This window comes from Streptomyces sp. NPDC046900 (assembly GCF_040644975.1).
In the GTDB taxonomy this organism is placed as follows: Bacteria; Actinomycetota; Actinomycetes; order Streptomycetales; family Streptomycetaceae; genus Streptomyces.
Genome location: NZ_JBEYXD010000212.1, coordinates 1 through 3,357 on the forward strand (window position 1 = coordinate 1; position 3,357 = coordinate 3,357).

Annotated in this window: 1 protein-coding gene and 1 pseudogene; one reads left to right on the plus strand and one right to left on the minus strand. The window is 67.3% G+C overall.

What is annotated here, in order from left to right; all coding sequences use genetic code 11:
- Positions 1-204 (plus strand): annotated as a pseudogene (locus tag ABZ904_RS50865) (hypothetical protein); the annotation flags it as partial.
- 246 nt (positions 205-450) lie between these two features.
- On the opposite strand, the gene ABZ904_RS50870 reads toward ABZ904_RS50865, so the two are convergent.
- Complete coding sequence (locus ABZ904_RS50870; protein WP_361006301.1) at positions 451-2,427, minus strand: hypothetical protein; 1,977 nt, start codon at positions 2,425-2,427, stop codon at positions 451-453.
- Between the last annotated feature and the right edge of the window lie 930 nt (positions 2,428-3,357).

Sequence of the window (3,357 nt, forward strand, 5' to 3'; positions counted from 1 at the left end):
GAGTCGACTTCGACCGAGGGTGAGGAGTCGGCGGCCGAGGCAGCGGAGACTGCGGAAGGTGCGGAGGCGGAAGCCCCCGCGACCGGTGAGGCCGCGGAGCCCGAGTCGACTTCGACCGAAGGCGAAGAGACCACAGCCGAAGCGGAGAAGCAGGAAGCGGAGGCACCGGAGGCCGAAGGCGAGGAGTCGTCCGAGGGCGAGTAAGTGTGACCCCCGGCAAGGCGATCATCGTCGTGCGATCAATGAATGGTGGCCTATACAAAACGACGTCGCCCCCCGCTTGGCAGCGGGGGCGACGCATGTGTGAATGCCTACGGTGGCGCCGCATGGTCCCCAGTGCTCGGCAGCCGGCGGGTTGGAGAACACGTTTGGTTGGTCGAGCGAGGGGTCGGGCGCCTCACGTCCGCAGGGACGGGGGGCGCCCGACGCGTGTCGTTGTTGCGAGGTGGGTCAGCTCAGCGCCAGCCGGTACACGCCGCTCCCCGTGCCTGCGAACAGCCAGTGGCCGTCGGGGGAGACCAGCACCGAGTGCACGTCAGGGTCGAGTAGCTGCGCGGAGACACTGTTGCTCCAATGCATGCCACCGTCGTCGCTGCGGAACACGCCCTGACCGGGCCCGTACAGGTCGCGCGATGCGGCGAACAGCGTCCCGTCCGGGGCGAAGGTGACGTCGTCGTAGGTCAGTTCGGGGATGTCGGTGGCGTCGTTAAACGATGCGCCGCCGTCATGGCTCACCTTGATCATGTTGTTCCCGACGGCCACGATGTGGTGGGGATCGGTGGGGTCGATCGCAATCCGGTAGACCTCTCCGTCGAACACCTTGACCCCGGTCGCGCCGGAGTCCGTGCTGTGGTAGAGGCCGGTCACATCGCCGATCCACAAGGAACCGTCCCGGGGGTCGACAGCGACCGACGACACGTTTTGCAGCCCCGGGAACTGGTGCAATTGGAAGGTCGACCCGCCGTCCTGGCTGGCATACACGCCGATGGCGGGGAACGTGGACGCGGCGTAGATCTTCGACGTATCGCGGGGGTCGACAGCCACCGAGAACGACGCCCCGCCGGGGACCTGGGCCAGTGTCCGCCAGGTGGCCCCGCCGTCCGCTGAGCGTTCCAAGGCGAAGCAGTCGGTCATGCAGAGGCCGCCACGCGTCCTCAGCACGCTCGCCTTCGCGCCCGGTACGGTGGCCAGCGCTTCGATTTGGTTGCCGATGGTGAAGGGACTCTGCCCTGTCCACCCCCAATCCTGATAGCCGGGCTGGAGGTTCGCGCTCAGGGGTGCCGTGGAACGGTAGCTGCCCGCGGTGGCCGTGCCGGCGATGAGCGCGGAGCCCGAGACGGTCAGCGAGTCGACCTCGGCGTCAGGCGCGCCGATACGCTGGAAGCGAACCGAGTCCGAAGTCGTGTAGATCCCTGCTGGGGCCGCGATGACCTGCTCTTGCGGTCGGTCCGGGAAGCTGCCGGTGTCGGTGTAGACGTCGAGCGCTTTGGTGGCTGCCGGCTTAGGGGTCCACGTCTGGCCGAGATCGCGGCTGACCCACAGGTTCTTCATGGTCTTCCCGCTGGTCGCCGTCCCGACCGTCTGTGCCTGGAGTTCGCCGGTCGCGGTCAGCCCGGTGTAGGTCATTGCGTCCTTGGCACCCCAGGGCCCGGACAGCTGGGTCCAGGTGCGGCCGTGGTCGGTGGAGAAGACCGCGCCCTGGAATATGTTCGAGGCCACCAGGACCGGCCCGCGGGCCGACAGGTTTTCCACCGAGAGATCAAGGGGCGTCGGCAGTTTCTGCGCCGGGCCGGCGTTTCCGAGTGCGTCCTCGATGAGGTAGATCCCCTTGCCGGTGCCGACGAACAGGTCGTTGCCGTCGAGTACAAGCCGGGTCGCTCCGTTCGGCGAGCCGGGGATCTGCTGCCAGTGCAGGCCGTGGTCCGCACTGACGAAGACCCCTGCCTCACCGGCCGCGTAGACGTACTGTCCCGAAGGCGACACCACGACATCGGACATTTCGGTGGGGCTGTCCACCATCGTGTGGAACGTCCGGGCGCCGTCGTCGCTGCGCAGCAGGAAGCCCTGACCACCACCCACGACCCTCCCCGCCACATAGACGACGTCCGGGTCGTGGGGATCGGCCGCCAGTCGCATTCCCACACCGTCGGGAATTCCGAACTTGGCCTGCGGCTGCCACGTCAGACCGTGGTCGTCGCTCCGGTCGATACGCATGCCCCGGTCGGGCAGCACATAGACGCGGGACGGCATTGCCGGGGTGAACGCGAGATGGCCGCCGCTGGCGTTAGGGCCCATCGGCTGCCACTGAGTCGCGGTGGCGGTGTTCGGGGTGCCCGTACCGGCCGTGGCGGGCAGGGCCGCGGCTCCGGCGAGGGCCGTGCTCAGACCCAGCACGAGCAGGGTCTGCTTCATGGTTTTGAGGTGCATGAAACGGATCGTTGATCGGTAAACAGTCGGTGGCAACCGGTCCATGCTGTCCTAACCGCGCCATGTCACATTTAGGCCAACGCGTCTGGTGACGTGTGGCGCTTTAGTGCCGTTCATCCCGCTTCGTCCCGCTCAAATCCGGCCCTGACCAGTAGTGATGGTCTGCGTGTGATTGTCAGTTGCTGATCGTCACCGTGATGTCAGTGGAGGACTCGGCTTGACCAGGGACAAGTCGCTGACCTCCTCCGCCGGTTACTTGTAACACGAGTGGGGTCCACCACTGTTTGGCGTCGACGGTGCGGGCCAGCGAGTCGGGGAGATCGGCCAGCATCAGCAGCAGGACCGGGTGCGGGCAGGCGGTGAACCACTGGGCGACAGTCCACCAGGCGGCCACAGCGGCGCGCCACGCGACATGGGCGGCGGGCGTCCCCCTCCAAGCGGGCGGCTTCGGCCTCGTGGTGGGCTGCCGACCAGGCGAGGAAGCGCAGCAGGGCGGGTAGTGCGAGCGCTTCCAGGGCGGCGGCCTGGTCGGCGTCGGTGAGGGTCTGCGCGGTCGACGTGACGGCCTGCATCACGCCTCCGGCCGTCATCTGACCGCCCGGATGAAGTGGGCCAGGATCAGGCCGCCGCCGGAGGGACGGTGCCGGTGACTTCCTGTGCGGGGGTGTGCTGCGGCAGACCGAGGCCCAGTCGGTGTCGGGTTCCTCGTCAGGGCCTCGATGTTGTCGGCTTCGAGGACTACCTGAGTGGGGTGGGGAACTGTTCGTTTTCGGATGTGCAGGAGCGTGTGTGGGTGTGCAGGAGCATGTACTGGCTGGTGGTGTTGCAGCGCGCACACGTCGTATGGCGGGCACTGATGAGTTCCTAACGGACGTCAAGCAGATCGTGGTGATCTCGGGGCTTGGTTCGTAGGGTGGTTGTCGACGGGCC